The sequence below is a fragment of the Ensifer canadensis genome (genome assembly GCF_017488845.2).
Taxonomy (GTDB): Bacteria; Pseudomonadota; Alphaproteobacteria; order Rhizobiales; family Rhizobiaceae; genus Ensifer; species Ensifer canadensis.
Genome location: NZ_CP083373.1, coordinates 654,172 through 680,961, shown reverse-complemented (window position 1 = coordinate 680,961; position 26,790 = coordinate 654,172). Strand labels below are relative to the sequence as shown.

At 58.8% G+C, this 26,790-nt stretch carries 26 protein-coding genes; 9 read left to right on the top strand and 17 right to left on the bottom strand.

The annotated features are described in order from the left end of the window. Positions 1-170 precede the first annotated feature (170 nt). From J3R84_RS32975 to J3R84_RS32955, 5 genes are read right to left on the bottom strand one after another with little or no spacing between them, the layout of a single operon-like run. Positions 171-1,016, bottom strand: a complete 846-nt coding sequence (locus J3R84_RS32975; protein ID WP_057213685.1) for a transporter substrate-binding domain-containing protein — start codon at positions 1,014-1,016, stop codon at positions 171-173. Between the two features lie 40 nt (positions 1,017-1,056). After that, entirely contained in the window at positions 1,057-1,707 is a 651-nt protein-coding gene (locus J3R84_RS32970) for an amino acid ABC transporter permease (protein WP_057213682.1), read from the bottom strand. Positions 1,708-1,717: 10 nt separating this feature from the next. Continuing rightward, the gene (locus J3R84_RS32965; protein ID WP_057209675.1) at positions 1,718-2,386 is read right to left on the bottom strand and encodes an amino acid ABC transporter permease; all 669 of its coding nucleotides are present in this window, start codon (positions 2,384-2,386) and stop codon (positions 1,718-1,720) included. Positions 2,387-2,401: 15 nt separating this feature from the next. Beyond that, positions 2,402-3,157 carry an amino acid ABC transporter ATP-binding protein gene (locus tag J3R84_RS32960; RefSeq protein ID WP_057209677.1) on the bottom strand — a complete coding sequence of 252 codons (756 nt, stop codon included), beginning with the start codon at positions 3,155-3,157 and terminating at the stop codon, positions 2,402-2,404. 24 nt (positions 3,158-3,181) lie between these two features. Further along, positions 3,182-3,655, bottom strand: coding sequence for a RidA family protein (locus J3R84_RS32955; RefSeq protein ID WP_057209679.1), 474 nt, complete (start codon positions 3,653-3,655; stop codon positions 3,182-3,184). A 471-nt stretch (positions 3,656-4,126) separates the two neighbouring features. Here J3R84_RS32955 and J3R84_RS32950 point away from each other — a divergent pair, with 471 nt between their 5' ends. Continuing rightward, positions 4,127-4,873 (top strand): FadR/GntR family transcriptional regulator, encoded by a 747-nt coding sequence (locus tag J3R84_RS32950; RefSeq protein ID WP_057213676.1) that lies wholly within the window; start codon positions 4,127-4,129, stop codon positions 4,871-4,873. Positions 4,874-4,960: 87 nt separating this feature from the next. Here J3R84_RS32950 and J3R84_RS32945 read toward each other — a convergent pair whose 3' ends face one another. After that, positions 4,961-5,572: a TetR/AcrR family transcriptional regulator gene (locus J3R84_RS32945; protein WP_057213673.1), complete on the bottom strand. Its 612-nt coding sequence runs from the start codon at positions 5,570-5,572 to the stop codon at positions 4,961-4,963. Between the two features lie 98 nt (positions 5,573-5,670). On the opposite strand from J3R84_RS32945, the gene J3R84_RS32940 reads away from it, so the two are divergent. Together J3R84_RS32940 and J3R84_RS32935 are read left to right on the top strand one after the other, a co-directional pair. Continuing rightward, a complete protein-coding gene (locus tag J3R84_RS32940) occupies positions 5,671-6,756 on the top strand; it encodes an SDR family oxidoreductase (RefSeq protein WP_203528381.1) in 1,086 nt (361 codons plus the stop codon). A 1-nt stretch (position 6,757) separates the two neighbouring features. Next, complete coding sequence (locus J3R84_RS32935) at positions 6,758-7,147, top strand: nuclear transport factor 2 family protein (protein WP_057213670.1); 390 nt, start codon at positions 6,758-6,760, stop codon at positions 7,145-7,147. Positions 7,148-7,262: 115 nt separating this feature from the next. Here the strand turns inward: J3R84_RS32935 and J3R84_RS32930 are convergent, their stop codons facing one another. The 9 genes from J3R84_RS32930 to J3R84_RS32890 form a co-directional block, all read right to left on the bottom strand. Next, a complete protein-coding gene (locus J3R84_RS32930; RefSeq protein WP_057213667.1) occupies positions 7,263-8,882 on the bottom strand; it encodes an ABC transporter substrate-binding protein in 1,620 nt (539 codons plus the stop codon). Positions 8,883-8,943: 61 nt separating this feature from the next. Next, positions 8,944-9,768: a creatininase family protein gene (locus J3R84_RS32925; RefSeq protein WP_057213664.1), complete on the bottom strand. Its 825-nt coding sequence runs from the start codon at positions 9,766-9,768 to the stop codon at positions 8,944-8,946. 357 nt (positions 9,769-10,125) lie between these two features. Next, the gene (locus J3R84_RS32920) at positions 10,126-11,118 is read right to left on the bottom strand and encodes an ABC transporter ATP-binding protein (RefSeq protein WP_057209687.1); all 993 of its coding nucleotides are present in this window, start codon (positions 11,116-11,118) and stop codon (positions 10,126-10,128) included. Next, positions 11,115-12,134: an ABC transporter ATP-binding protein gene (locus J3R84_RS32915; RefSeq protein ID WP_057209719.1), complete on the bottom strand. Its 1,020-nt coding sequence runs from the start codon at positions 12,132-12,134 to the stop codon at positions 11,115-11,117. The genes J3R84_RS32920 and J3R84_RS32915 overlap by 4 nt, the downstream gene beginning before the upstream one ends. Next, the gene (ddpC, locus tag J3R84_RS32910) at positions 12,134-12,997 is read right to left on the bottom strand and encodes a D,D-dipeptide ABC transporter permease (RefSeq protein WP_200951492.1); all 864 of its coding nucleotides are present in this window, start codon (positions 12,995-12,997) and stop codon (positions 12,134-12,136) included. Before ddpC ends, J3R84_RS32915 begins: the two co-directional genes overlap by 1 nt. Before the next feature lie 47 nt (positions 12,998-13,044). Continuing rightward, on the bottom strand, positions 13,045-14,058 hold the full coding sequence (locus J3R84_RS32905) for an ABC transporter permease (RefSeq protein WP_025430709.1): 1,014 nt from the start codon (positions 14,056-14,058) through the stop codon (positions 13,045-13,047). A 142-nt stretch (positions 14,059-14,200) separates the two neighbouring features. Continuing rightward, complete coding sequence (locus J3R84_RS32900) at positions 14,201-15,772, bottom strand: ABC transporter substrate-binding protein (RefSeq protein ID WP_225968568.1); 1,572 nt, start codon at positions 15,770-15,772, stop codon at positions 14,201-14,203. 91 nt (positions 15,773-15,863) lie between these two features. After that, positions 15,864-16,496: a helix-turn-helix domain-containing protein gene (locus J3R84_RS32895; RefSeq protein ID WP_025430711.1), complete on the bottom strand. Its 633-nt coding sequence runs from the start codon at positions 16,494-16,496 to the stop codon at positions 15,864-15,866. Between the two features lie 315 nt (positions 16,497-16,811). Then, positions 16,812-18,269 (bottom strand): M81 family metallopeptidase, encoded by a 1,458-nt coding sequence (locus J3R84_RS32890; RefSeq protein ID WP_057220885.1) that lies wholly within the window; start codon positions 18,267-18,269, stop codon positions 16,812-16,814. Between the two features lie 111 nt (positions 18,270-18,380). On the opposite strand from J3R84_RS32890, the gene J3R84_RS32885 reads away from it, so the two are divergent. Further along, positions 18,381-19,205: a M55 family metallopeptidase gene (locus tag J3R84_RS32885; RefSeq protein ID WP_057209691.1), complete on the top strand. Its 825-nt coding sequence runs from the start codon at positions 18,381-18,383 to the stop codon at positions 19,203-19,205. A gap of 24 nt (positions 19,206-19,229) precedes the next feature. Further along, on the top strand, positions 19,230-20,468 hold the full coding sequence (locus tag J3R84_RS32880) for an NAD(P)/FAD-dependent oxidoreductase (protein ID WP_057209692.1): 1,239 nt from the start codon (positions 19,230-19,232) through the stop codon (positions 20,466-20,468). A gap of 264 nt (positions 20,469-20,732) precedes the next feature. Here J3R84_RS32880 and J3R84_RS32875 read toward each other — a convergent pair whose 3' ends face one another. Next, positions 20,733-20,996 (bottom strand): hypothetical protein, encoded by a 264-nt coding sequence (locus J3R84_RS32875; RefSeq protein ID WP_203528379.1) that lies wholly within the window; start codon positions 20,994-20,996, stop codon positions 20,733-20,735. 71 nt (positions 20,997-21,067) lie between these two features. On the opposite strand from J3R84_RS32875, the gene J3R84_RS32870 reads away from it, so the two are divergent. Beyond that, a complete protein-coding gene (locus J3R84_RS32870) occupies positions 21,068-21,373 on the top strand; it encodes a hypothetical protein (protein ID WP_162249752.1) in 306 nt (101 codons plus the stop codon). Between the two features lie 3 nt (positions 21,374-21,376). After that, complete coding sequence (locus tag J3R84_RS32865; protein ID WP_225906347.1) at positions 21,377-21,670, top strand: DNA-3-methyladenine glycosylase; 294 nt, start codon at positions 21,377-21,379, stop codon at positions 21,668-21,670. 156 nt (positions 21,671-21,826) lie between these two features. Here J3R84_RS32865 and J3R84_RS32860 read toward each other — a convergent pair whose 3' ends face one another. Further along, positions 21,827-22,399 (bottom strand): MOSC domain-containing protein, encoded by a 573-nt coding sequence (locus tag J3R84_RS32860; RefSeq protein WP_225906346.1) that lies wholly within the window; start codon positions 22,397-22,399, stop codon positions 21,827-21,829. Between the two features lie 827 nt (positions 22,400-23,226). Here J3R84_RS32860 and J3R84_RS32855 point away from each other — a divergent pair. After that, entirely contained in the window at positions 23,227-24,402 is a 1,176-nt protein-coding gene (locus J3R84_RS32855; RefSeq protein WP_225906345.1) for a glycosyltransferase, read from the top strand. Between the two features lie 147 nt (positions 24,403-24,549). Continuing rightward, complete coding sequence (gene glf / locus J3R84_RS32850; RefSeq protein ID WP_203528476.1) at positions 24,550-26,784, top strand: UDP-galactopyranose mutase; 2,235 nt, start codon at positions 24,550-24,552, stop codon at positions 26,782-26,784. The last annotated feature ends 6 nt before the right edge of the window (positions 26,785-26,790 follow it).

Below are 26,790 nucleotides of genomic sequence, written 5' to 3'. Positions count from 1 at the left end.
CACTCATGCTCCGTAAACGAGCTGTTGTTGCGCCGCGCCCGGGAAGGCTTGTTTTTCGACGTGCGGCGGCACTCCCCGCCCGCACAGACAGGCGGGGGCAAAAAGCTCTTCAGTGGTTGATGTTTCGGGTGCGCTGCGCGACGGCTAAATCAACGCGCAGAGCTTAAGCGTTATTGCTTGCCGGTGAAATCGACACCCGGCAATGTCGTCGGAAGCGCGGCGCGATCCACGCCAATCCATTTCTTGTAGAGCGCGTCAAGCGATCCGTCCGCGGTATGCCGGGTCACAAAATCTGTGAGGTAGGCGAGCATATCCTGATCGCCCTTGCGCACCGCCATTCCCTGGAAATTGTCGGCAACTTTGTACTTGCGCTCGAATTCGGCGCTGTGTCCTGTTTCCTTGATTACCAGGCCGTATGTGACGCTCCCAAGGATCGCATCGACCTGGCCTGAAAGCAGTGCTTGCACTGTCGTCGCATCATCGTCGAAGCGCTTGATTTCTGTCTCCGGCGGCGCAGCCTTGACCAAAACCGGTTCGAACACGCTGCCTCGGTTGACGCCGATTACGTATTTACCGAGATCCTCGTTACCCTTGATTTCAGCATCCTTTTTTGCCCAGACGGTGATGTCGTTCGACGAGTAGGGAATGACATATTGGATGACCTTGGCGCGCTCTTGCGTAATGGTCATAGAAGGCACGAGGAAATCGACATTGCCGTTGACGAGCAGAGGAATGCGGTTCTGGCCGGTGATGCGTTCGAACTTCACCTCGACGCCGAGTTCCTGGGCAATCAGCTTGGAAAGCTCGATGTCGAAACCCTCGTTTTGACCGTTCTGGTCGATGAAGCCCCAGGGAAACTGATCCATCTGAACCCCAATGACGGCCGTGCCCTTTGCCTTGATCTCTTCCGGCGTTACAGCCCCTGCAGTGTTGGTAAAGGCAGTCGCCGTCAGAATGACCGCCGTAAGACCGGACAGGAACCTGGAACGCGAGATGGTCCGTGCTGAATTGAACATGTTGGTTACCTCTGGTTGGTTTTGATATGCGTTCTTCTTGTTATCTCGCGGCGTTGAGGCGCCGTTCGACTCTTGCGCTGAAGTATGTCAGGGGCAGGCAGATAAAGAAGTAGACGAGCCCGACCGCCCCGTAGACTTGCAGTGGTTGAAACGTGATGTTCGCCATTAGCTGGCCCGAGCGGGTAAGCTCAGTCAGGCCTAAGAGTGCAGCAAGAGCAGTCCCCTTGATAAGGTTCACCAGGAAGCCGATGGTGGCGGGCAAACCGATCCGGAAGGCCTGAGGCAGGACCACGTCGATCATGCGGTAGACATAGCCGATACCAAGCGCGCGGGCGGCCTCGCTTTGACCCGGCGCCACGGCCTGGATGCTGCCACGCCAGATCTCGCCGAGAAACGCGCTGGTGTGCAGCGACAGGCCAACGGTCAGCGCCACCCAGATATCGACTTTGAGGCCAAATACCGGCATTCCAAAATAGACGAAGAACAGCTGCACCAAGAGCGGCGTCCCTTGGAAGATCTGGATGTAGGTTGCCATAAGGCCGCGCAGGACTGTCCATTTGCTGGTACGACCGAGCGCTACTGCGAGACCGAGCGCTCCGCCAAAAGTGAACGCGAGAAGAGAGAGGAAGACTGTCCAGCGAGCACCTTCCAACAGGAATAGAAACTCTCCGAAACCAAATTCACGGATCATCGATTTGGCCTCACTTTGTCGGATAGGAGAAGTAGGTTCTGCCGACCAGCTGCAATGCGACAGAGAAGAACTGGGACAGCAGGAGGTAGACCGCACCGAGGACGAAATAGATCTCGAAACTGCGGAAGGTTTGGGCGTCCAGCGTCTGCGCCATGTAGGTCAGTTCCTCCGCGGAGACCGACGCAACAAGGCTCGAATTCAGCATCATCAGGATGAACTGACTGCAGAGCGCCGGATAGACCGCACGGATTGCCGGTCGAAAAACGATGAAACGATAAATGTCGATCGTATGCAGGCCAAGCGCCCTGCCCGCCTCGATCTGGCCAGGCCGGATCGACTGCACGCCACCGCGAACGATCTCCGCGGCATATGCCGCGCAGTTGAGTGACATTGCGAGGATCGCTGCCTCTTCGCCGTCCAACTTGATACCGAGCGTCGGCATGCCGAAATAGATAAAGAAGATCTGGACGAGAAACGGTGTGTTGCGGATAAGCTCGATATAGCCGACCGCAATCATCCGCACGGCGGCAAGTTTACTCATGCGCATCAACATGAAGACAATGCCCAGCGAAAGGCCGGCAACCATTGAGATGGCAGACATCCTTAGTGTTTGAATGGCGCCCTCGAGAAACATGGGCCAAGCGGCAAAAACAGGGGCGAAATCGAAGGAATATTGCATCTATACACCTCTGCCCTAGTGATTGAGGATCTGGCTGAGGAACGTCTTGGTGCGTTCATGGCTCGGGTTACTGAAGAACACGTCGGGCTTAGCGCTTTCGACGATCTCACCGCGGTCCATGAAGATGACGCGATGCGCAACGGCTCGGGCGAAGCCCATCTCGTGCGTGACGCAGATCATGGTAATGCCGTCGTCGGCGAGCGACACCATCGTATCGAGCACCTCCTTGACCATCTCGGGATCGAGCGCTGAGGTCGGCTCGTCGAACAACATGATCTTTGGATCCATGCAGAGCGCGCGTGCGATGGCGACACGCTGCTGCTGACCGCCCGATAACTGAGCTGGATACTTCAGCGCCTGCTCGACGATGTGGACGCGCTCAAGATGGCGCATGGCCTTTTCCTTGGCCTCTGCCCCCGACGCCTTGCGAACGCGCCGCTGTGCCAGCATGCAGTTTTCAAGCACTGTTAGATGAGGGAAAAGGTTGAACTGCTGGAACACCATACCGACGTCGCGTCTAATATGGTCGGCATTCGCGCCGCTTTGGTTGAGCCGTGTGCCGTTGACGAAGATTGTGCCTTCCTGAATTTCCTCCAGGTGGTTGATGCAACGGATAAGCGTCGACTTGCCAGAGCCCGACGGACCGCAAAGAACAATGTGCTCGCCGCGAGCGACGTTCAGATTTATGCCCTTTAACACTTGCAAAGGGCCATACCATTTGTTGACGCCGACCATATCTATGGCTTTTTCGGACTTCGCGCTTTCGCTCATTCCTCGTTCCCCTTCCTGTTATCGTCAGGATTTCATTGCGACTTCAAACACGGCATCAACCTCGACGGATGAGCCGCGAGGAAGCGATCCGGCGCCGAGCGCCGTACGGACGTGGCGGCCATTTTCTCCGAAGATTTCGACAAGAAGATCGGAAGCGCCATCAATTACGGCGGGATGTCCCTGGAAGTGCGGCGGCGCGTTCACGAAACCGCGAAGCTGCACGCACGCAATTACTCGGTCGAGGTCCCCGTCGAGGGCGGCACTTACCCGGGCCACAAGGTTCAAAGCGCAAAGACGAGCGGCTTGATAGCCGTCTTCAGGCGAGATGTCCTGCCCCACCACGCCGACGAAATGCTCGATACCGTCGATACGCGGGATCTGTCCTGAGACAAAGAGAAGGGATCCCACGAGCCGGTGCGCAACGTAGTTTCCGGAGGCCGGCGCATTAGAAGGCAACACGATGCCGAGCTTGGAGATACGTTCAGAGACGACACCCATAGCAAATTCCACCTGATTTTCTGCGAGCGCTTTAAAGCGCTTGTTTCGTTCCCGGAGCCATTCGCCTCGTCTCGACTGACAAGGTATCGCTGGCTCACTTACCGAGACCAAAGATTATTGAAATAGTATCTCATGTCAATACCGACGCAAGAGATACTACCTCTCAAGAGGCTGACGCATTTACATGACGATAATCGTATTAATTCAGCTATTTATAGTGGATTTTCAAGTTTCTGTCGGTGCGTGTTGCTAATCAGCGTCGAAAATATTTTTGAGTCATTTCCCATAAAGAGCTTTGAATAAGGCTCGCCGATATGCTCATCGAAGCCTGTGTGCGCACACTTTGAGTGCAATTACCGCGATACAGGTAGTACCACATCTTGAAGTAGTGCTATCTTGTCAGAAGGACAACGAAACCCTATTAATCGTCAAAAGCACCGGTAAAAGGTGACGCTAAGTAACGGGTGAATCTTGGACACACTGACAAGTCGGACCATACAAGCACTCAAGGCTCATATCATCGAGGGTGAACTCGACAAGGGCGATAAGCTTGGATCGCTTAATGACCTATCTCAACGCTTTGGCGTGAGCCGAACCGTCATTCGCGAAGCGATATCCGCATTGCGGTCTGATGGAGTAGTAGAGGCGCGTCATGGCGTCGGTGTGTTTGTACGGAATGTGCCCACGCCGGAAGATTTGACCGGCTATGATTCCGAGCTGGCACTGGCGCCGCTTCGCCGCCTGAAGACGTCATTCATCGACCTTCTGGAACTGCGAATGGCATTCGAGGTTCATGCGGCCGGTCTTGCGGCGACCCGCCGCTCCTGGGCACAGGAATCAAATATCTGGAATGCTGCCCGACAATTCGAGGCATCGATCGACGACGAAACCGCCCTCGACAATCTGGACTTTGTTTTCCACCGCTCGATCGCAGAGGCGACGAATAATGGTGCCTTTATAGAGTTCTTCAACTTGATGAGCCTTCAAATACTCCCGCAACCGGCATTCTCAAAGGAACTCAATCCAGCGCTCATCACGCCCGAGTACATTCAAAACACTGTGCGAGAACATAGGGCCATCTGCGAAGCGATCAGCAGCGGAAACTCCGAACAGGCCCGCGAAGCCATGCGCGCCCATCTAAACCGGAGCCATCTTCGGTACCGCGGCTTTTCAGACGGAGAAACTTCCCCGTTAAGCAATCTCGCCCAATCGCAATGACCATCCTAAGCGGCCACAGCAGCTCTGCCAGAGACCATTCCCGCGCGTACATCCGGCCACCCCCCACGTTGCCCCAACGTGAACGGGTTATCCGGTTGTTCCATCGGCATTTTTTTCTTCTGGTTTGAGCGCTACACTCAAAACACGCATCAATAGCCGCAACGCGTCATCCGACCGCCCATCGGCGCTGAAGCTGTGTTTGATGCCATCCATCGCAGCCGCAATCAGCGCGGCGAGGTCCGCGGGTGATACCTCTAATGCCTTCAGGTCGATCTCCCCTTGAGCTTGAGCTGCAGCCAGTACGTTTGCCAGGAGGTCAAGCAGCTTCGATCTGGCGGCAATCGTTATATCCTTTGCCAGTTTCAAATTGGTGTCGAAGAGTTCCTTGGCGTTATCGCTTTTGCTGAACGGAGCGATCAGTCCTTCCTGGAAGGCAGAGATCGCCGCCGCGATACGGTCCACGACATTTCCCGTGCGGCCAAGCGCGGCCTCAACCTCAGACATTGTCCGTTCGTGTGCACGCGCCGAGCCGGCCCGAAAAAGCTCCTCCTTACTGTTGAAGGCAAGGTAGAGGGAAGCGCGCGAAATCCCTGTAGCACGAGCGATATCCGCCATGGTGGTCTTCTGAAAGCCGTACCGGGCGAACACCGGCAGCGCAGAATCCAAAATTAAAGCTGATTTGCGATTTTCATTTTCCATCTGGACATGTTGACGCCCCCTGTCTGAAATGTCAAAGAGACAATTGGACAATATTAGTCCACTTGTCCAATTAACCGAACTCGCATCGGAGCACGATCATGAAAGAGGCGCGACCGCCACAACAAACCACAGTGCTAGTCACGGGGATCAGTGGCTTCCTTGGCGGTCATGTGGCGCTGCAGCTGTTGCAACAGGGTTATCGTGTTCGCGGAACGTTAAGACGGATGGCGTCAGCCCCTGCAACGATGTCCCGCTTTCAACCGTTCACCGAAAATCTCGGTTTCGTCGAAGCCGATCTGGATCACGACCTCGGCTGGGCGGAAGCCGTTTCGGACTGCGATTACATCATCCATACCGCATCTCCATTTCCGAGTGGCGCGGTGCGCGATCAGACAGGATTGATCCGGACAGCAAAGGAAGGGGCTCTCCGCGTGTTGCGGGCGGCCCATGCAGGCAAGGCGAAAAGGGTCGTCCTCACCTCATCAATCGCAGCCACCAATCATGGCAGCGGGCGTGCACCGTTCAGCGAAAAGGACTGGACGGACACAGAGAGCAAACGCGCGACACCCTATTACAAATCCAAGACTCTGGCCGAGCGCGCCGCTTGGGCGTTCGCCGACGAACATGATCTGGCATTGACCGTGATCAATCCGGGTCTCATCCTTGGTCCGTTGTTAGGCAATGACTGCGGCACGTCCGTCGGACTAATCAGGAAATTGATGAACGGCAAGTTCACGCGATTGCCGCGCTACGGTTGCGCAATCGCTGACGTTCGCGATGTCGCGCTCGCCCATGTCCGTGCGATGGTCGAGCCCGGGGCCACTGGACACAGGTTCATCGTCGGAGGCCGCGTCTTCTGGATGAGGGACATTGCGCACGTACTTGCCCAGTCCTTTCCAGCCTACACTTCCCAGATACCAACTGCGGAACTTCCAAACTGGTTGGTTCGAATTCTGGCTCTCATCGACGCCGACGCGGGGACGATCGTGCATGAGCTTGGAAGGGACCTCCGCATCGACACCTCAAAAGCAGAATGCGTGTTGCAATGGCGGCCGCGTCCCGAAGAAGAAACCATCCGCGCCTGCGGTCAAAGTCTGATCGAAAAAGGACTGGTGACCGCCCGCACCGCTGGCCGAGGATTTGACTTTCGCCGCGAAGAGCCAACGAAACATCCAGGAGATTAGAATGATAAACAATGTTCAGACCGAAGAAGACCGCATCCGTGAAAGCGAGCGCAGCCGATTGCGTGCGCTCGTCGCCGCCGATATCACTGCGGCGGCACCTCTTCATGCCGATGACTTCCAGTTAATTACCCCCATCGGCGTAGCTCTATCGCGGGAAGAATATCTCGGTGCCATCGCCGCCGGCCAGATCAAATACCGCGCATGGGAGCCAAACGATATTGCCGTCCGTCTTTATGGCTCGGCCGCCGTCATACGCTACCGCGCTCGCCTGGAAGTAATCTTCAACGGACATCTCGTGCCGGCCGCAGACTACTGGCACACAGACACTTATGAAGAGCGCAACAGCCGCTGGATAGTTGTATGGTCTCAGGCCACGACCATCAGCCGCTAGTCAAATCGAGACTGGTAGCCGTTCCCATAAGCCCTTCGAGCCAGAAGCGGTCGAGTGATCCGCTTCAGGCCTTCAGGACCAACGGAAGGGCCATGCGTCGCCTAGAGTTGCGGGGTTAGTCCTCGATGTCGACCTGCTCGAAGCGATGCGAGCCCAATGGCTCCATCACGTAGTTCTTCACCTTTTTCGACATCGGCAGCACAACCGTGGAGTGGGCAATCGGAACCCAAGGTGCCTGATCGCTGATGATGGCCTGTGCCTCTTCGTAAAGTTTCGTCCGCTCGCTTTGATCCGAGCTGGTACGCGCCTTCTGGAAGATCTCATCGAGCGGCTTGTAGCACCAGTTGGCATTGTTGCTGCCGCCAACGCCAGAGCAGCTGAAGAAATAGCTGAGCAAATTGTCAGGATCGGCGTTGTCGCTCGTGCCGCCCAAGATGACGGCGCCATCGCGCGCTTCGTCGCGCACCTTCTTCAGATACTCGCCCCACTCGTAGGAAACGATTTCGACGCCGATGCCCACCTTGGCAAGGTCCGCCTGCATCAGCTCTGCCGCGCGGCGAGCGTTCGGCATATAGGGACGGCTGACAGGCATAGCCCAGATCTTCATCTTCAGATCTTTGACGCCGGCCCCATCCAGCAGCTTCTTTGCCATTTCCGGATCGTAGCTGTAGCCCTCTATTTTGCCGTTATAGCCCCACATCGTCGGCGGCAGGACGCTTTTGGCGACCTGTCCCATGCCCTGATAAACGGAACCGACAATCGCCTTGCGGTCGATCGCCATATTGATGGCGCGGCGTACTTCCAGCTTGTCGAACGGCGCGATCAAGGTATTCATCGCGAGATAGGAGACGTTGAGACCTGGCTGTTCCAGAACAGTAAGGTCCGGATTTGCCTTCAGCCCGGCCACGTCAGCCGGCGCCGGGTATGGAGCGACATGGCATTCTCCCGCCTGGAGCTTCTGCATGCGTGTCGTCGGATCGGTAGTGATCGCGAAGATGAGGTTGTCGATCTTCGGCGCGCCTGCCCAATAGTCTGCATTGGCCGCAAAGCGAATTGCCGCATCTTGCTGATAATCGACAAAGCGGAACGGCCCGGTTCCGACCGGCTTACGGTCAAGATCCTCGCGCCGTCCTTCAGCCGCCAGCTTGTCGGCATATTCCTTCGACATGATCGAGCCGAAGTTCAGGGCAAGCTTTGACGGAAGCGATGCATCCGGCTGCTTCAGGACGAACTTGACGGTCTTTTCGTCCACCTTGACGATGGCCTTGATGACCGATGGCATGTCCATGGCATTGAACATTTCCCAGTTGGCACCGGGGAAATAGCTGTTCCAGGGATCGTTCTTGTCCAACTGGCGATTATAGGTGAAGAGCACGTCGTCGGCGTTGAAATCACGCGTCGGTGTGAAGTCATCCGTCGACTGGAACTTCACGCCCTCACGCAGTTTCAGCGTGTATTCGAGATTATCGTCGGAAATTGTCCAGCTTTCAGCGAGGCCCGGAATAACCTTGGTCGTACCGCTTTCGAATTCGGTCAGGCGATCATAGATCGTCTCCGCCGAAGCGTCCCAAGTACTGTTGGCCGAGTAGAGCGCTGCATCGAACCCCTCTGGCGCGCCCTCCGAGCAATAAACGAGCGTCTTTGCCATGGCCGGTGTCAGGGCGACGCCCGAAAGCATCGTTGCTGCAAACAGAGAAACAACGGTCTTGCGCGTCCGTGCGAATTTTAGAGTCATTGGCTTATCCTCCCTCAGGAATGGAATGCGAGATGCCCGGCGAATGGCTCGCGCGCACAGGTCAATCGGCTTTGCCGGCCGTCGTGCCGAGGCCGCGACCGGGCGTCCAGACAGGGTCTGGCGCGGTCCAGAGCACATCGTTGCGGATCAGTTTCACCAGTTCACCCGCCTGCAGGTCGAGGAAGCGCTCGCCCTTGTCAGCTGTTGCACTGCGCGGATCGCCCCAGGTGCCGGTGACCGGCGCACGCTCGGCGAAGGAATAGAAGCGCGACACGTCCGCCGGCACATCGACGGGATGTTGCTGGTTGCCATATGCCTGCCCGAACATCTCGGTCTTTACCGCGTCCGGGACGATTGCCAACATGACAGATGCCTCGCCTTCGCAAGCATGATGCGCACCGGTGTCGACCTCGAAGATTTTCCCCGCCTCCTCCGGCGCCAGCATCCAAGGCGTCGTGGCGACGATCGGCATGGCAAACTCGACCGCCAGCTCACGCACGGCAACCGCGAGCGGATCCATGTTTCCGCCGTGTCCATTGACGATGAAGAGCCGTTGGAAGCCGAGCGTCTTCAGCGAGCGCACGATGCAGCGGATGACGCGGCTGAGCGTATCGTAGTCGAGCGTGATGGTTCCCCCGAAAGGCAGGTGGTGTTCGCTCATGCCAAGCCAGAGGCCAGGCAGAACGGCGACCGGGATATCATCGGCAACCAGACGGGCGGCGCGAATGGCCGCCGCCGATGCGCTGGCGGTATCGGTAATAACCGGCAGATGCGGGCCGTGCTGTTCCAGCGAGCCGATCGGCAGAATGGCGAGCGCCCCGGGCTTGCCGGCAATTTCGCGCAGGCTGGGTGCGGTCATGCGCGCCCATTCAACTTCCTTCGTCATGTCAGGCCTCTTTCATCAGATCACGTTCATGTCCGGATCGCAGGCGCCTGGACCGCCACACGCCTGACTGCGTCGGACCAGCATTCCGAAACATGCCGAAACGGCGGCCGACAGAGGGGCGCCGATTTGCGTTGGTTCGCGTCACTGTTATCTCCGGCAAGCAGTGGGTCGGGCTTCGCCTCCGCTCCGCCGAGCGAACAGCTCCAAATTTGCACAGTCGGAAATATCAATCAAATTATTTTTCGGATAAGAAAATTATATTTCTTAAAATACCTACCTCGAGCATCAATTCATCGAACCGCCATGCGCCGCCCATGCGGACGGAAGGCGGAACGCCCTATAGCGCTCGTCTGCGTCTCAACCCTCGGCCAGATGACACCTCGCCTGGCGCGGGCCATCGCCGAGGCGGTGGAGAACCTGCGGTGCCTCGCAGCCAGCAGCAGCCTTGGCGCATCGTTCCCTGTAGAAGCAACCGGCCGGCAATTTGCGGTTGTTTGGAAGCTCCCCGATCCGCACCTCGGCAAGGGTCGGCAAGGGGCTTGCGAAACTCGGAGCTGAGGCCAGAAGCGTTTGAGTGTACGGGTGCCGAGGATTGCCAAGAACCTCGTCGGCGGGACCTGATTCAACGATCTGGCCGAGATACATCACAGCGACATCGTCGCAAAAATGGCGCACCAGCGCGACATCGTGCGAAATCAAGAGGTACGTTAACCCCCGCTCCCGCTGCAACTTCAAAAGCAGGTTGACGATCTGCGCCTGCACCGACACATCGAGCGCCGATGTCGGCTCGTCCAACACCATGAGATCGGGATCCGTGCTGATCGCGCGGGCGATTGCGATGCGCTGGCGCTGGCCACCTGAAAACTCGTGGGGCAGGCGATCCAGATGTTCCGGCCTCAAGCCGACGGCAGCGGCCAGTTGCTCCGCCTTCGCATGCAACTCGGCATTGCTGTGTCCGCCGCGAATGTGCAGCGGTTCGCTGATCAGCCGCCAGACCGGCAGCCGCCGATCGAGCGAGGATTGCGGATCCTGGAAAACGATCTGCATCTTCTGCCGCAGATCGCGCTTTTGCTTTCCCTGTGTTGCCTGCAAATCCTGGCCGTCGATCGTCACCCTGCCCTGCTCGTAAGGCGCAAGCCCGATGATCGCCTGGGCGAGCGTGCTCTTGCCGCAACCGGACTCGCCGACAATGCCGAGGCTTCTACCGCCGCGAACCTCAAGGGTGACGCCGTTGACGGCGTGCACATGCGAGGTGGGGCGACCGAGCCAGTCTCGGGACGCGGGGAAGCGGACTTTGAGATCGGAAACTTCCAGAACGGGCCGGGTTATCGTGTCAATACCTTCGGTCATTGCGGGCTCCCCTGCTCTGTTTCCGGTCCGACACCACGCCGCCAGCAGGCCACCTGTCGGCCATTGGCGCCCTCCAACTGCGGAGACCGGGATCGACAGAGATCAACCGCTTCCTTGCATCGTGGCTGGAAATAGCAGCCGGCAGGCGGGTGCATCAGGTTCGGTACCGCGCCGGTGATCGCTTCGAGTTCCTGCTTCGGCGCCACCCGTTCCGGCAGGCAGCGCAGCAGCGCCTGGGTATAGGGGTGCTGCGGCGCGTCGAGAATGGCTCGCGTCACGCCCTGCTCCACGATCCTTCCGGCATACATCACGTAAAGTCGATCGCAGAGCTGCGACACGACCGCGACGTTATGCGAGATGAAGATCACCGACGTCCCGGTCCGGCGGGCGCGGTTCTGGATAAGCCGCAGTATCACGGCCTGGACGGTGACATCGAGCGCAGTCGTCGGCTCGTCGGCGATGATGAGCCCGGGATTGCAGGAGAATGCCATCGCGATCAGAACCCGTTGCCGCATGCCGCCGGAGAGCTCGAACGGATAGAGCTTCATGACCCGCTCGGGCTCGCCGATCAGCATGTCGGCAAGAATATCCCGGGCAATGCGCCTGGCATCCGTCAAGCTTGCCTCCTCGTGACGCATGATGACATCAGTCAGCTGCTTGCCGATGCGGATCGTCGGGTTGAGCGCGTTCATCGGCTCCTGGAAGATGGTCGAGACCATCTTGCCGCGCACATCCTGCAGTTGGCTCTCGTTCATGGCGAGGGTGCTATGACCAAAGATCCTGACGGAGCCGCCGGTGATCCTGTAGCGCCCCTTGGGCAGCAGCCCGGTTGCTGCCATGGTCGTCACCGATTTGCCGCAGCCGGACTCGCCGACGATCCCGACGATCTCTGCCTTTGCGACATTGATCGACACATTGTCGAGCGCCTTGATCGCCCCGCTGAAGGTTGGGAACTCCAGCGACAGATTGTGAATGGCCAGCGCCTGACCGCGAGATTCAACAATACCGGTCGTCATCATCTGCCCCTCAAGCGCGGGTCGAGCATATCGCGGATGCCGTCGCCAACGAGGTTACATCCCATGGCCGTGATCAGAATGGCGAGACCCGGGAAGGTCGCGTACCACCACTGATCGAGCATGTAGCTGCGGCCGCTGCTGACGAGCGCGCCCCATTCGGCGGTGGGCGGCTGAGCACCGAGGCCGATGAAGCTGAGGGCGGCTGCGATCAGCACAACACCGCCAAGATCGAGCGTCGCCTGCACGATGATCGGCGACATGGCGTTTGGCAGGATATGCCAGCGCAGAATGTAGAGCGGCGAGGCACCGAAAGTGCGCGACGCCTTTACGAAGACCTGCTCGCGCAAGGACAGCGTTTGACCGCGGGCCAGGCGCACATAGGCGGGAATCCGCACGATCGCCACGGCTAGCATGGAGTTGAAGAGGCTGGGCCCAAGGGCCGCGGCCAGCGCCATGGCCAACACGAGCGCCGGCAAGGCAAGGACGACGTCCATCAGCCGCATGACGGCGGTGTCGACCCGTCCGCCGACCACGCCGGAAAAACAGCCGATCAGCACCCCAACCGACATCGAGATCAGGACAATCATGAAGGCGGCGCCGCAGGATGCCCTTGCCCCATAGACGACGCGCGAGAACAGGTCGCGGCCGACCTCGTCGGTACCGAACCAATGGGCAGCACTCGGTGGCAGCAGACGCGCCGTCAGCGAGACCTTGTCCGGGTTGTAGGGCGCGATCACCGGCGCGGCGATGATCATGATGAGGACGAGCAGGATGATGGCAGCGCCAACCAGGGTCAGCGGGCTCCGGCGGCTGAGGTACCAGAGATAACGCAGCCGCTCGGATAGGGACCTGGTCCTGCGCATTGCGGAACTCGCAGCGACAGGTTCGGTGGGGATGACGGCAGACATGATCAGACCTCCCTGATCTGGGGGTCGGCGAGCATGTAGGCGAGATCGACCAGGAGATTGATCAGCACATACCCAATGGAAGCGACGATCGTGAAGCCCATGATGGCGGGAAAATCGAGCGTCTGAATGGAGGTGACGACGTAGGTGCCCATGCCGGGCCAGGCAAAGATCGTCTCGGTCAGCACCGCGCCATAGAGAAGATCGCCAAGTGCCAGCCCGAGCAGGGTGATGGAAGGGATCAGCGCGTTTCTGAGCGCATAGTTGAAGATGATCATGCCCTTGCGCAGGCCGCTGGCGCGCGCAGTGCGAATGTAGTCTTCCTGCAGGACATCCAGCATCGAGGCGCGTATCTGGCGCGTGATCACACCCATATTGGCAAAGGCCAACACAAAGCCCGGCAGGATGATGTGGTAGACGGCGCTGCGGAAGGCATCGAAGCGGCCTTGCAGCAACGAGTCGATCAACAGGAACCCGGTGATGCGTTCGGGCGCAACGATGCCCATGGCCAGACGGCCGCTGCCGGGCAGTATCTGAAACTTGGCGTAGAAGAGATAGATCAGGATAAGGCCGAACCAGAATACCGGCATCGAGATGCCGCACACGGAGACAGTGCGCGCAATCTGGTCAATCGGACCGTCCTTGTAGACCGCCGACAGCACGCCAAGCGGTACACCCAGACAGATCGCGATGAAGAGCGCGACCGTTCCAAGCTCCAGCGTCGCCGGCAGGAAGGTGCGGATATCGCCGGCGACCGGGCGATTGGTCCGCAGGGACGTCCCCAGATCGCCCTGCAGCAGATTGCCGATATAGATGGTGAACTGTTCGACAACAGGTCGATCAAGGCCGAGATTGCGCCTGACGTTTTCAAGCGTTTCGGCGCTCGCCCGGTCGCCTGCGATCATGCGCGCCGGATCTCCCGGGATGAGATGGGAGATCGTGAAGGTGATGACGGCGACGCCTAACACCACGAAAAGCAAAAGTACCAGGCGCGGGATGATGATGCGGGTGATAGCCATGGACGTCAGCCCTTCCGGCAGGAGAACCCTGACCTTGCTTGGGAAACGATGAAACCCTGCCGCCACAGCCGTTGAGGCGGGCGGCAGGTGTTGCGTGGAATGAGGCCCGTCAAGGCCGCGGGATCGGCCTGATCCGGCTCCGTCATTCCGTTTTCGACATCGTTCCGAAGTTGTAGACCTGGATCAGCATGGGGTTGTAGACATAGCCTTGCACGACGGCGCGGCGGGCGAAGATGTCGTTCTTTTCCATGATGTAGAGATAGGGCGCGTCCTCAGTCGAGAGCTTCTGCGCTTCGGCATAGAGTTCCTTGCGCTTCTCCTCGTCGACGATGGATCCCGCCTCTTTCACGAGCGTGGTCACCTTGGTGTTGTCGTAGAAGGAACGGTTGCCCGGACCGCCCATTTTGTCGGCGTCGAACCAATAGTTCATGAACATGTAGGGGTCGGCGAAATCAGGCGTCCAGGCGCCGGGAGCCATATCGAATTTGCCGTTGGCCACCAGTTCGCGTTTGGTCGTGTCGGCGACCGCCTGCAGATCGAGCTTGATGCCGATTTCCGCAAGAGACGCCTGCAATGCAAGCCCGACCGGCTCCCAGGCAGGATCGGCTTGAGAGAAAGTGTAGGTCAGGCGAATGTCACTCTTGCCGGAGTCGGCGAGCAGGGCCTTGGCCTTCTCGACATCATATGTGTACTGGAAACCCTTCGGGTCGTGCCCCCACATGCCGCTCGGCACCGCGCCGCGCATCTGCTTGGCCTGGCCGAGCATGATGCCGTCTATGATGCCCTGATAGTCGACCGCATAGGAAATCGCCTGGCGAACCCTGGCGTCATCCAGCGGCGGCTGGCGGTTGTTCATGTAGATGTAGTTCACATACATGCTGGGATTGCTCTCGACCACGACGGAGGCGTCCTTCTGCAGCGCCTCCGCCTGATCGAGCGGGATCTGCTCGATGATGTCGGCATCACCGTTGGTCAGTTGAAGACGACGGGCCGAGACGTCGCCGACGATGCGGACGACCACTTGTTTCAGCGCCGGCTTGGTGCCTGCGTAGTGCTCGTTGCGATCGAGCACGATGCTCTGGTTGCGCTCCCAGGAAGCTATACGGTATGGGCCGCTACCTGCGGAGTGCTCCGCAAGCCAGGCCTTCGCCATGTCGCCGTCCTTCTCGTGCTCCATCACCTTGGGATTGATGATCGCCGCACCGGAGACGGCGAGTGTCGAGATGAAGGGCGCAAATGGCGCCGTCAGATGGAATCTCACCGTCTGCGGATCGACGACCTCGACCTCCTTCAGCACCGGAAACGCGTCGGAGGGTCCCGCCTTCAGCTTCATCAATCGATCGAAGCTGAATTTGACCGCAGCGGCGTCGACCGGTGTGCCGTCATCGAACTTGTGGCCGCTGGCGAGCTTGAAGGTCCACACGAGGCCGGCGTCGTCGGCAGTCCAGCTTTCAGCCAGTTCGGGGCCGACCTCCGTTGTCGCACCCTTGTAGGCCACGAGCCTTTCATAGGCAGCGTAAATCAGTGTGTAGCCGCTGTTGCTGATTTCGACGCCAGGATCGGCGGTCGGCGGATCTTCCGCTCGCGCCAGTACCAGCACGTCCTGCGCAGCGATCGCGCCGGAAAGAGGCGTTGATGCCAGAAGCAAGGCGACGCCAATCGATTTCCACTTGGAAGCGTTCATCTCGTAGTCCTCCCCAGAACTGCGGCGCACGATGCCCTCCCGGCACCGACCGCAGCACTAGAGTAGGAAATGATTTTCCTAAGTGCAATATTTTTTCCTATCGTACTCGTTTTTAGTTACATTAGCTTGTGAGCTTGGTCGTTTGTGCGTTCGCCAAGGTGGAGACCAATTCGGTTTCCGGGGTCGAGCAAACGCACAGGATTTGCGCAGGTTCTTCGCTCACGCTGAGATAGGCGTGCCCCGTCATGGCATCGAAATAGCAGGAATCGCCTTTCTTGAGCCGTAAGGGCGCATAGATCTCGGTATGAAGTTCGAGTTCCCCTTCGATAACGTAGAAGAACTCCTCGCCCTTGTGCCGGATAAGCGGCCCGAACTCCTCGAGCGTGCGGGCGCGGGCCACCGCCACGATCGGAACCATCGACTTCTTCGAAATCTCCGTACAAACATAGAGATAGTCGTAGTTTTGTGTGATGATCTCCCGCCCATCGCCGGATCTGGTATAAGTGCGGCGCCCCAGCATACTGGGGGCTTCCTCAGCACCCGCCGTGGTCCCGAAAAGCTCGACGATATCGACCTTGAGGCCCTGGGCGAGCTGAATCAATCGGTCGTAGGTGAGCTGCATCTGGTTGTTCTCGACCTTGGAAAGGGTCGAGACCGCAAGCCCGGTCATGGAGCTCACCTCTGCCAGCGTCCAGCGATTGCGGTTGCGAATCTCCTTCAGGATATCGCCGAGGCTGGATTTCGCATCGGTCATCGTTGGCGTCTCCAATTTACCTGCAGCCGTTCCGGACCGCGTGCCGCTCTCGGCTCAGCCCGCGACGCGGGCAGAATCCGACTGGCATGATAGGAAAACCATTTCCTATAATACTTGGCCGAAATCAACATCGGCTTGAAAAGCAATCCCATACTAGAGCATCCCGCTTTCACGTGGAATCGCCGAAGGCGGATAAGATGCCCTAGAATCAAAGTGCTAGAGCGCCGAGCGACACCCTTGCACCCAGGCGTCACCGGCACGACCCAATGGCTGCCAAATCTTCGCCGCGCTGAGCCGCGCCAAATGGCTTCCTTTCTACTGTGCGAACGGGTCGCCGACCTTCGGCCAATAGGGGCGTCTCAATTTTGTGAAGGGCAGCTGTTCAAAGCTGGGTTGCAAGGCGCCGGGGCCGCCGACATAGAGGATTTCGCTGGCGATCGGTTCAAAGCCGGCGCGGAAGTGGTTGCTCGACTTCACCACGACAATCTTCCTCTGCGCCGGGTTCAAGCCCAGCGCCGTCATGCATTCCGGGTGGAAGACTTGTGTGCGCACGGTGTTCAGCACAATGTCGATGCCGCCTGCCGTAACCCACACCGCGTCGCCGATCCCGAGCGGCGTCGGCCCGAAGCGCTGGGTAACGCCGGAGGTGATGCGCCTGACATTCACGGTCAGATCCAGGGGGTCGCCGGAGGCCGGCCCGACCTTGCCGCCGATCCTCAGCGCCAATGTCGCCCCTTCTCCCGCCTCGCGGCACATGCGCACCGCAATCGGGTCCCAGTAGAGGCAGGTCGCCACGTCCTCGATGCCGCGTTCGATGATGCGGCGCAGGATGAAGGTCGAGTCTCCGGGCGCCCCGCCGCCGGCATTGTCGGAGACGTCCGCCAGCACGATCGGTCCGCTCTTCGCGGCGACGGCCCGATCCAGCGCGTCATCGATACCGAGGTAGGTGCCGCGCATTTCCTCACGCGCATCGAATATCTCTCTGCCAAAGGCCTCCGCGGTCCGTGCCGCCTTCCCTGTATCGTTGTCGGTCACGACGAGCATCTTGGCGCCGACATCTTCGACGTCTCCCCAGGGAAAGCCGTGACCGAAGGAGACCGAGAGAATGCCATCCTGCCCCTCCATCGCCTTCATGCGGTCGACAATGCCGCGCAACGGCGCGCGATGCGGGTGGAAGGTATTGATCATCCGGCAGTCATAGAGGCCCATCACCGGCCGCACTTCGCCCGCAAGGGTTCGCTTCATCAACCGGAACAATTGGTCGGCGACCTCCTCGATGTCGGTGTGCGGATACTCCTTGTAGGTGGAGATCATGGTCGCGCTCGAGAGCATGCGATCGGTGATGTGGCAATGCAGATCAAGCTCGGCAGCAACCGGGACATTCGGCCCGACCACTCCGCGCACATGCTCGAGCAGATCCCCCTCAACATCGTCATAGCCCTCGGCAACGCAGGCGCCGTGCAGGGCAAGCATGACCGCGTCGACCGGCATCGCCGCCTCGAGGTCGCCGAGGATGGTGGAGCGGAAGCTTTCATAGACCGCCCGCGTGGTCTTGCCGCCGGGCTCAGCCACGGCGCAGAGGCTCTCCACCACGTCCCAGGCTTCTTCGTCGGCACCATTGCGCCAGACAGACATTTGCGACGAGCAGCAGGTGAGCGGCCTGCTGGTGGCGTCGCCATAGGCGATCAGGTTTTCCCGGAAGGCCTCAAGGCCCGTCTGCATCGGCGAAAACGTATTGGTTTCGGTGTCCAGCCCCGCAATAAACAGTTTCATTTTTGCCTCTCGCCAACAAAGAAAGATATTTTCTAATCATAAAACTATGTTTATCGTCGGAAAGTCAAATGCATCATTCGCGCCATCGCGCGGCTGGCCGGGGAGGCAGGAATGCGCATATATATTTCCGCGGATATCGAGGGGATAGTCGGGGTCGTCAGCCGCGACCAGCTGATGCCGGAAGGTTTCGAATACGAAAACGCGCGCCGTTGGATGACAGATACCGTCGTTCACGCCTGCGAGGCTGCTCACGAGGAAGGTGTGGAAGAGGTTATCCTCAGCGATTCCCACGGAAATGGCGAGAGTATCCTAATTGACCGTCTGCCCGACTATGTGCAAATCGTCCGCAGCTGGCCGCGGCCGCTAATGATGATGCAGGGCGTCGAGCTCGGTTCCTTCGTTGGTGCGATGCTTCTCGGCTACCATGCCGGGGCAAGTCATCCGGGTGGCGTGCTGTCGCACACGATCGGCGGCACAGCCTTTGCCGAGGTGCGGATCAACGGTGTCGTCATGCCGGAGGCCGGCATCAATGCTGCCATTGCCGGGCATTTCGACGTGCCGGTCCTGCTCGCCTCAGGCGACAACATCGCCTTGGACGAGATCAAAGCGCGTATCGGCGATATCGTGACGGTGCCGGTCAAGCAGGTTTACAGCACACAATCGGCGATATCGTTGACGCCGGCCGTCGCGCATCGCCGGATTCGCGAGGGCGTCAAAGCGGCGCTGGCGAGAGCCGGCGCGGCGAAACCGTTCAAGTTGGAAAACCCGACGCTGGAGATCGTGTTCCGAAATCGCCTGCCGGCCGAATATCTCTCTTACCTCAAGGGCGTCGAGCGCACCGACGGTTATACGATCCGCTACCAGGGCGACGACATGATCGACGTCTCGCGCTTCATCCAATTCGTGGTCGGCTACAATTCACGCCTGACTTTCTGACCAACTCCGCTACGGAATCCCGCCATGACCACCTCCATTATCCTCGGCGCCGGCATGGTCGGCGTCTCCACCGCGCTTGCATTGCAGGAGAGCGGGCACCAGGTGGTGCTGCTGGATCGCCAGGCACCAGGGCGGGAAACAAGCTATGGCAACGCCGGCATCATTCAAACTGAAGCCGTCGAGCCCTATGCCTTCCCACGCAGCTTGAACGAAATTGCCAGGGTGGCGCTCAAGCGCGGCAACGACGTCGATTGGCGGCTTGGCGATATGCGACGTCTGGCGGGGCCGCTCTGGCGCTATTTCACACAGTCTGCGGCTGCGCCTTACGCGAGAACAATTGCTGCCTATTCCCAGCTCGCGCTGCGCGCGAGCGACGATCACGCGCGCTTCATCGAGCCCGCGGGTGCTGGTGAACTGATCGTGCGGCGGGGATGGCGCGCTGTCTATCGTACGCCCGCGAATTTCGAAGCAGCTGCCGCGGCCGCGGAGCGGCTGAGGCGTGTCTACGGCGTGCCCTCAGATGTGCTTGGTGCGGACGAACTTGCGGCGAGCGAACCCGCGCTGCTGCGTCGGCTTGCGGGTGCTGTCCATTGGACCTCGCCTTGGACCTGCCGTGACCCGGGCGAACTGGTTGCGCGCTACGCCGCTCTCTTCGTGGCGCGCGGCGGGACGCTGGCTCGGGGTGACGCCATGACGTTGCAGCAGAATGGTGCCGGTTGGCGGGTCTTGTCTGAAGATGGCGTTGTCGGCGCTGAAAACGCGGTCATTGCCCTGGGACCATGGTCGCCGCCGCTTGCGAAGATGTTCGGCTATAGCATACCCATGGTGTTCAAGCGCGGTTATCACAGGCATTTTTCAGGCCCGGACGGGCCGCGCGTCTCAATGCTCGATGTCGACAATTCCACGTTGATTGCGCCGATGAATGCGGGATGGCGGGTTTTGACCGGCGCGCATATTGCGCCGCCGGGAGCAGCGCCTGCCTCGCGACAGATTCGACACGCGACCAGCGCTGCGCGCGAGCTTTTTGCGCTGGGCGAGCCCATCGAACCGACGCCATGGTCGGGTACCCGCCCCTGCATACCCGACATGCTGCCTGTCGTCGGCCCGACCCGGCATAAGGGCTTGTGGTTCCATTTTGGTCACGGCCATCAGGGCTTCACATTGGGCCCGACGACCGCATTCCTCCTGGCAGAGTTCATGGCAATGGGCCGCTCGCATCCCCTTACTCTCCCCCTGCTGCCGTCAGCGCGAGGTTGGGCGTAACGCAGCCGCAAAGACCACGACGGATTGTGTTGGGGTGGATTTTGGGATGTTGATCATCGACGTTGACCGATTCAAAACACCTCCCGCTCGAAGAGCGAAGCCCACTCCATCGGAGCCTTTTCCTTTTCGGCTCCCTCCGGCGGAGCGACAATCGCAGCCTGCGCGAGGGCAATTCATTGTTGACGAGACCCGCATGCATTTTTGCCGCGCCGTGGCCAACTGACCGGGTCAACTACCAGCGTGATGTCGAACCGACAGCAACGCCTATCGGCTGCTCTTAGGAAGCTCTTCGTCGAAACGGGTCTTTTCGCGCCCCGGGTCGTCGTCGAGGATCTCCTCCTCGCTGTCTTCCGGCAACGCTTCATCCGGGTCCATATTGGCTTCATCCCGGCTCGGAACCGGCGGCACGCGGCCCTGATCGGCCGGCGGATTGTCGGCATCGTGCAAAGGGAATTCGCCGGACCGGTCTGGCAACGGAATCGTCTCGGGAGGGCTCGATGTCCAGTTCTGTTCCTTCGGATCGCTCATCATCTGACTCCTTTCCTGTTGGAAAGTGAACCGACGGCCATCGGGAATGTTCCCTATCGGGAGGCATTCTTATGCCGATCAGATCCGATCGCATGAAGCTCTACCCCGGCGGCGGAACACACTCGAAGGAATGGAAGGCCTTCCGCGCCTCCCTAATCGAACGCGCCCGCAACGCTTGCGAGGGCAGGCCAAAGCTCCCGGAATGCCGCGCCGCCAACGGCCAGCCTCACCCGAAGACCGGCAGCAAGGTTGTGCTGACGATCGCTCAACCCCTGCGAATGCGCCGGCGGCGAGAGCCAGTGCGTCGACCCTCCCCGCGGGTGGACCGTAATGATCTCTTCGCCATCCATGGCCATCAAGCCGGAGAATGGGTTTGAACCATGCGGCTCAGGCGTGGAGCGGTGGCAGAAACAGTTCTGTGTGCGGGACCGGGCAGTCTTTGCCAAGCTCTTGCAATCACACGGCACTTTGTTGGCCGATCACTGTTGGCCAGCCCCTTCGCTTTACTGATGCTCATAGCCGTGGAGGTCTGCCGGGGGCCGCGGATAGGGATTAGCAGCGCGATCGAGCTGCTATGGCGTTTCGGAGAACGGGGATCGGTCCATCTAAACCAGCGATTTCCCGAGCCTGCTCCTTGGAAAGCAACCGAGGCGGCCTTTATTGACCGATGCTAAGCGCGGCACATCCAAGGTCCGTAAAGTGCGGCGCAGAGAATGGGACCCAGCTGGTATCGGCGCGTTCTCCGTTAACGTGGTCCGCTTGGCGGCTCACCGGGTCAGTCGGGGCGTAGCTGGGAACGGACATCTATTCCGAGGCAATTATCATTTCGCCTAGAACTTGATGACGCCATCCGAGAGAGAAGCCCGCAGCTTGTAATGTACCGGTACCGACCGGTAGCGTTCGATCAAATCGGGCGATGCCTTCTTGCCATAGTGTACCATCATTTCTGGCATCAAAATGCGCTCTCCCGCGAACGCTTCGTACCTCACCAACGCTCCTGCAGCGATACGGCCGGGTTTGATGATACGACAATAGAAGCCGGGTCGAGCAGCATTGATGTACATTTTTGAGAAACAAGGGTCATCCATTCTTTCGCAAAGGATTCGGCATGGCATCCGAGGTGCTGTCACTTCCATCACCAGATCGCCGGTGGTGAAACGATCCCCGGCCGCTACGACTTGATTGTCCAGTCCTTCAAGGCAAAGATTTTCGCCGAAAAGTCCGTAGGCAATGGATCTGTTCAGTTTCTTTTCCCACCAGGCACGGCTCACATCTCCCTCGATGTAGAGGGCCTGGTCGGGGCCGCCGTGGTGCTTCCGGTTGCAGACAGCGTCGCCTTCAAGTCCTTCACATCCAACTAACGGGCTGTGGCGGGTCGGACGTTTGTTGATTCCGGTTTTCATCCGGTTGCCCGGTCTTACTTCCGCTTTCCCAGTGCACACCGCCAGCACTCTCAGTTCTCGAATCCCGCCCGGCATTTAGAGCATTGCGATCATTATTGCGATGGCCACCATCGCAAGTACTGCTACGCCGACGTGAAGAAAGTGCGCTGCGCTGCTGTTGCTTTTAAAGGTTCGTGCCATGATATCACCTCGTCAGTAGACAAGTTAACGCGCGGCTTGTGTGATGGTTCAAGCCTTCCCGCTCCCAAGGCTATTTTAGCGCGCACGCGAGCATCTTGCCGCTCGTCTTGAGGCTTCCTATCTCAAGTAGCGTCCTCGACATGGAGCCTCGAGATGGATGAGCTTGCAGCGAATGGCGTTCCCGACGCCGAGATCGAAGTAATCCCGCCCGCGCGTGATGAAGTTCCCGCGGGAAACACAACCGTATGCCTTTGTTGTCAAGAAGTGCGCTCGGCCTCGCGAATGGACGCCGATGGCTGCGGTATTTGTGACGAGTGCCTGGCGCCATCATTTGAGGGGTTATTCGCACGGGAGTTTCGAAGTGAAACGGGCGTGATCAATCGCCCTTTGCGGACGTGGGCGCCGTAAGCCTGTCAAAGCGGGTTGGGGACAATGACTAGCCAGAGCGCGGCGACGCGAGTGGCTCCTTTTCCCACGTCCTCACCCCTCATTTTTGAATATTAGAATAAAAACACATGAAGTTGCCTCGCTTCGGAACAAATGCGCACCGCGCTGGTTAAAGCGCGACCTACGGAATCCTAAGAACCAATCGATCCCCCCATGATCGTCGACAAGACGCTCATGAAAACATGCGTGTGAACTCAGATATGCGGAAAGTAGTTGTCATCAGCGATTTTCAGGACGGTTGGCCTCCTGCTTCTGCGGTTCCCACCAAGGCCGAACGTCTACTGACCTGGACGACGCGATTGAAGGAAGAGCAGGAGGAGTGGCAGTCTGGGGACCATGAAATCGTGGTAGAGGGCGGCTATCTGGAGCGTCTCCCTTTGGCGTGCCTCGCTCAAGGAATGGTTGATCGCGCGGAAATCTGGAGCCACTGGCGTAACAACGCCCCACCCGATGAATGTCCTGCTGAGGCGCATTTGAAGCGACGCGTCTTCATCTTGAACGGCCCGGATCATCCGTTCTCCTCTGATGATATGCTTGCTCACATTGAGGTTTATGGCGCTCCTACCATCCTTTGCGTCTTAGGGCTGGGTGTCAGTGAGGAAATACTTCTCCCCTGCCATCGCAGCTTCAAAATCTATAACTCGATAGATGCGCCCGCCCTGCGAATTCCGTCCAACATAAGCCGTCACTTCGATCTCATCCTGTCGGCTTCCAAAGAGCAGAGCGACGAGATCCGCGCGCGCCATCCAGAGACGCAGATCGCCATCCTTCCGATCGGACCCGAGTTCGCGTCCCCCTCCACGTTTTATCCAATCGAAGGACCGAAGGATTACGACGTCATTTATGTAGCCGCTGCTCAACCCTACAAACGTCACGACATTCTGTTTGCAGCATTGAGCCGTTTGCCACGAACCGTGCGCACGCTTTGCGTATTCGGTTATGGCGAGGACGCAGCGGCATTGCGTCAAGACGCGGCCGAACTCGGACTGAACGCCGATTTCGTCGGACCTCCGGCCGTGCCCATCGCGGAGGTCAACCGTTTGATGAACCGAGCGCGCATGGGCGTTGTCTGCGGTGTCGATGACGGAGCGCCAGCGGTGCTCACCGAATACATGCTGGCCGATCTGCCCGTTCTTGCCAATGCTGCGTTGCGCTGCGGGCTCCAATATATCACCCCAGAGACCGGCGCCGTGGCCACAGCGGACCGGTTTCATCTGGGCATCGCCAACATGTTGACGCGGCTTGAGGATTTTACCCCTCGCGCGGCGGTCCTGCGTCAATGGACGTGGCACCATTCGATCAGAAAACTTCAACAGTTGATTGCAGCCCATCGTTCAAACCAAGAGAGGAGCGCGCGGGACTCAGAGATCGTTTGATCATTCGAACGTCTGAAGCGCGGTTGATTTATGAATATATTGCCAAATTCTTTATCAACAGATGAGATCCACCGAAATTCTGATGTACCGCTAATCTGTTTTTCCCATCTTCGGTGGGATTTCGTGCTGCAACGGCCGCAACATCTGATGCAGCGGTTCTCGCGGGAGCGCAACGTATACTTCTTCGAGGAGTTTATCCCGACCAATCATCATTTGCCCTATCTTGAATTTCACTCCTTCGCCGGCTCGAAGGTAAGAGCCGTGCGCCCGAGAGTGCCAGATCGTTGGAGCGAAGCGGAGCGCCAGGCTGGATTGACCGAGCTGCTTGACGACCTACTCGAACTCATCGGGCGAAAGCCGCCGATCCTGTGGTTTTACACGCCGATGATGTTCCCATTGGCTCGGCATGTCGCCGCCGCCGCTGTCGTCTACGACTGCATGGATGAACTCGCGAATTTCAGATTTGCGTCGCCGCTCGTGGGCGAGTTGGAGCAAGAGCTGATGCGCCGGGCCGACGTCGTATTCACGGGCGGCTATAGCCTGTATGAAGCCAAGCGGCTTCTCCATGATAACATACATCCCTTCCCTTCTGCCGTCGACGTCGGTCATTTCCAGTCGGCGCGCGCAATATCCGACATCCCCGACGATCAAGCGCCGTTTGCACGCCCGATACTCGGTTTCTGCGGGGTTATCGATGAACGTCTCGATCTGGACCTCGTCGCGGCCTTGGCCGATCAGCGTCCGTGGTGGTCAATTGTATTCATCGGGCCGATCGCCAAAATCGCACCGGAGGAACTGCCGCGGGCACCCAACATCCATTACTTGGGGCAGAAGGATTATGCGAGGCTCCCTGCGTATTTTGCCGGCTGGGATGTCGCGTTGATGCCGTTTGCCCGCAACGACGCCACCCGTTTCATCAGTCCGACGAAGACACCTGAATACCTTGCCGCAGGACTTCCCGTCGTGAGCACGCCGATCACAGATGTCGTGAGGCAATACGGAGACATCAATGGCTTATTCGTCGCAGCCGATGCCGCGGCCTTCGTGCAGGCGTGCGAGGCAGCGCTTCAATTGGGACCCAAGCATGGGGACTGGCTGAAGGTCGTCGACGAACGACTGGCAACACTTTCCTGGGATGACACTCACCGTCGTATGGATCGGCTAATTCATGAGGTCTTGGATCCTGCTGTGCGGGCGCCGGGGCCCCTTTTGCGTCACGTGGGAAAGACGTCACGAAAGAGCTCGAGGCACCACCGAATTGATTACCTGATCGTCGGGGCGGGATTTGCGGGGGCGGTCTTGGCCGAGCGTCTTGCCAACGAGGGCAAGCAGAGAGTTCTTGTATGTGACCGGCGCCCCCACATCGGAGGCAATGCCTACGATTTCTACAATGAAAACGGTATCCTGGTTCACAAATATGGACCGCACATTTTCCATACCAATAGCGAAGCGATCTTTAACTATTTGTCGCGCTTCACGGCCTGGAGGCACTACGAGCACCGGGTGCTAGCCCAGGTAGACGGCAAGCTGTTGCCGATACCCATCAACCGGACGACCCTAAACCAATTGTACAGCCTTGATCTTGAGGACGACGCTGCCGCCGCGCGATACCTCGCCGGGAAGGCCGAGCCAACTGAAGAGATCCGCACCTCGAAGGACGTGGTTATCGCCCAGGTTGGAACGGATCTTTATCGGACATTTTTCGAAGGCTACACCCGCAAGCAATGGGGACTGGACCCTTCGCAGCTCGACAAGGCAGTGACGGCGCGAATTCCGACCCGCACGAACACTGACGACCGGTATTTCCAGGACATTTTTCAAGCGATGCCGAAGAACGGCTACACGGACATGTTCGAGAACATGCTGGCTGGCGAAAACATCGAGATCCTGCTGGAGACAGATTTTCGCGATATTCGTCCCCGGTTTGCGGACGCCCACGTGATATTCACCGGACCAATCGATGAATTCTTCGATTGCGAGTTTGGCCGTCTTCCCTATAGGAGCTTGCGCTTCGAGCACGTGACGTACGATCAGCGGCGCCTGCTACCTGTCGGCGTGGTCAACTTTCCTTCCGAAGCCGTACCTTACACACGGCTGACTGAATTCAAACATATCACCGGACAAATCCATCCGAAGACGTCTGCCTGCTTTGAATATGCCTGTTCGCAAGGCGATCCGTACTACCCAATCCCCAGATCAGAAAATCAGAAACTCTTCAGCCAATATGCTGAGCTTGCGCGTTCGCGCACGGACGTGACGTTCGTCGGAAGGCTGGCCACCTATCGCTACTATAATATGGATCAGGTCGTCGGACAGGCCTTGACGGCATTTAAGAGATTGCAAAACAAAGAAAAGGTGAACGCCGGGTTGGGTGTCCGGTGAGCCCGC